Here is a 2,722-nt window from a genome sequence, read left to right on the forward strand (position 1 = left end):
GGCGCCCCGGACGCGGGCTCCCCCGTCACGGCCAGCCGTATCTCCCATATCGCCCGCACCGTCCACGCGGCCCCGGCGAGAGCGAGCGCCCCGACAGCGAACCGGGCCGCTCCACCTATGGGATGCAGTGCGGGGGTGGGGCGCGGGGCGAGGGGCGCTATGTAATCGTTCACCGGAGCATCCTGGCGCACAAGGGCGTTGACTGACCACCGCCACAAGTACGCCGACAGCAGCCGGCTCACAGAACTACACCGGTGCACAGGGTTCAAGGGTGGTGCGGGGCGTGCGCCCAGGGCGCACGATGTTCGCAAGTGCACCGCCCTCATTGTCGCCATCTGGAAACATGCCTCCCGCTCGGCAGCAAACCCTGAACCTTGACCAAGAGAAGAGGCAAGGTTTCACAAGCAAACGATGTCTCGGCGGCCAGACGATCGGGGTTGTCGCCGGCTGCTATCAACAAGGCCGCGCCGTATCCGGGCCGACGCCGTAGATGCCCAGAAGCTTGTGCAGACGTCGCTCGCGGTATTGATCTGGGTCCTCAGGTGTGAAGAGTCCCGCGATCTTCTCAGGCGGACGGTCCAGCAGCGGCCGAACTCCCGTCGGGAGCACGGCCGATGGCACGTGGCCACCGTGGTCACATGCCGTCTCGGGTGCTTCGGCTGGGCGGACCGCAGGGAGTCAGGCCGTCCGCCCCGGCAGCGCGTGGGCGTCGCGCGCCGGCGGGCAGCCCAGCCAGCCGCGCGTGGCGATCAGCAGGACGGCGGCCGCGGCGGCGGAAACGAGCAGGAAGGCGTGCGCGGCGTAACCGTCGGGCAGCCACGGGAACATGTCGGACCAGGCCAGGGAGAAGTAGTTATTGACGCCGGAGTGCAGCAGCATCGCCAGCGGCAGGCTCTCGCCGGGGCGGTTGAACACCCACGTCATCACGAAGCTGAAGGCGATCGCGGTGACGATGAACTCCAGCGGCGTGCCAGGTGACGCGCTCCCGCCCCACTCGGTCAGGAGCAGCGGCAGGGCCAGGCACCCCACAGGGGCCGACGACGAGCGTGCTGAGCAGCGGGCAGTAGCGGCGGGGCAGGGCGAACTCGCGCCAGACGGGCTCCTCGGCGAGGCCGGTGGTGATCATCTGCACGATGAGGCCGGGCAGGAACGCGGCCAGCAGGGCGACGGGCGGTATCGCGGGACCGCGGTCGGCGTTCTATTCTGTGCGCCACACGCTGCAGACCGGACTGGTGCTGCGCTCCCAGGACCCTGTCGGTGTCCAGCAGGAGCTCTGGGCGCACTTGACCGTCTACCAGGCGCTACGCCGACCCTGACAGCCACCTGCGGCTGCGCATGAGGCTGACGTCCCCGGACGCCTTCGGTGACGCTGCCTCACGCGTCGCCTCCTGGGCAGCCGAGCTGCGCAGTGAGGGCCTAATCCAACGGGCGCAGTGGGACACCGACCACCCGGAGACCGGACGCTATGGCACCGGGCCCACTCTGCAGGCCGCAGAGCAGTTCTTCGCCGCCGACTCCGCCGCCGCGCTCACACAGCTCGTTGTCCCACTCCCGGACAGCCAGCGTCCAGCCCTCACCGCAGCCAGCATCGCGGACATTGCCACCGCCTTCCTCGGTTCACCGGCCGCAGGCTGGGCATGGCTGACCGACAACTTCCTGAAGGGCGAAGGCGACGCCGCGCCGCGCGACGTGCAGGCCATGACCGTACGGCTTGCCGGTGCGGACCCCGACCATCCCGCCGTCCGGGAACTCGCGCGTGGTGATCACGTGGCCGCAGTGTGGGCGCTGCGCCGCAGCGTCCTGGCTGACTACCGCCAAGAGCTCGAAGCGGTCGGCGCCGATCCGGCCCTGGTGCTGCCGTCTCTGCTGCACATGCACCACAACCGCATCGCAGGCATCGACCCGGACGCCGAAGCCAGCTGCCGGCGCCTCGTCCGGGTCGCCGCCTTGTCCTGGATCTCTCGCACCGAAGGAGCCAACCGGTGACCACCGCCCCGCCCCGTCCCGACACGGCCATCGCCACTCGCCAGTCCCTTGCACACGGTCCCCTCTGCATCGCCCTCCTCCACATCGAGCGTGCTCGCCAAGGCCTGACCTCGTGGGAGACCGTCCACCAGCAACTTGCCGTCGTCGGCCCGCTGATCGACGGAAAGGACACCAGCCTGTTCTTAGGCGCCCCCGCAATGGCCTACGTCCTGCACCAGGCCGCCGCCGACAGCGGCAGGTACGCCGGCGCCCTGCACACCCTGGATCAAGTTGTCGCCGCCGAGACCAGCCGGCGTCTTAACCTCGATCCACCGGGCAACAGTCGGTCCAGGGCTTGGACATGAAGACGCGGATGCCCTCTGAGCTAGGACGATGGGACTTCCTAGGGTTCCATGTCCACAGAATCGGAGTGCATCCGCGAGATGCAATCTTCCCATGCCGCTGCGGCGGTGTCCGCCGCGTTCGATGACACGAATCTGGTCGCGCACGCCGGGCTGGTCCCGGTGATGCGACTGGCCGGGCGATGCGGGCTCGCCCGTCTGGTGACGGACAAGGTGAGGCTGAGCGGGGCGAAGAGCAACGCGGGTGCGGCGGCGGACGCCAAGGCCACCAGCATCGTGGCCGGCATGGTCGCGGGCGCCGACAGCATCGACGACCTGGACGTCCTGCGCCATGGTGCGATGCCGGCCCTGTTCGGCGGGATCCGTGCCCCCTCCACGCTGGGCACGTTCCTGCG

The 2,722-nt window shown here is 69.4% G+C and carries 3 protein-coding genes and 1 pseudogene; 3 read left to right on the top strand and 1 reads right to left on the bottom strand.

Going from position 1 to position 2,722, the window contains the following annotated elements:
• Positions 1-678: 678 nt before the first annotated feature.
• Positions 679-1,029: a hypothetical protein gene (locus ACWCQ1_RS51885; RefSeq protein ID WP_451030107.1), complete on the bottom strand. Its 351-nt coding sequence runs from the start codon at positions 1,027-1,029 to the stop codon at positions 679-681.
• 306 nt (positions 1,030-1,335) lie between these two features.
• On the opposite strand from ACWCQ1_RS51885, the gene ACWCQ1_RS51890 reads away from it, so the two are divergent.
• The 3 genes and pseudogenes from ACWCQ1_RS51890 to ACWCQ1_RS51900 form a co-directional block, all read left to right on the top strand.
• Positions 1,336-1,986: a thiopeptide-type bacteriocin biosynthesis protein gene (locus ACWCQ1_RS51890; RefSeq protein WP_451030108.1), complete on the top strand. Its 651-nt coding sequence runs from the start codon at positions 1,336-1,338 to the stop codon at positions 1,984-1,986.
• Positions 1,983-2,330 carry a lanthionine synthetase LanC family protein gene (locus tag ACWCQ1_RS51895; RefSeq protein WP_451030109.1) on the top strand — a complete coding sequence of 116 codons (348 nt, stop codon included), beginning with the start codon at positions 1,983-1,985 and terminating at the stop codon, positions 2,328-2,330. The genes ACWCQ1_RS51890 and ACWCQ1_RS51895 overlap by 4 nt, the downstream gene beginning before the upstream one ends.
• 78 nt (positions 2,331-2,408) lie before the next feature.
• A pseudogene (locus ACWCQ1_RS51900) lies at positions 2,409-2,722 on the top strand (IS1380 family transposase); the annotation flags it as partial.

This window comes from Streptomyces sp. NPDC002144 (genome assembly GCF_053593695.1).

Excerpts from the sequence above, each read along its gene's own strand:
- ACWCQ1_RS51890 (WP_451030108.1), top strand. The coding sequence starts at position 1,336 with ATGAGGCTGACGTCCCCGGACGCCTTCGGTGACGCTGCCTCACGCGTC.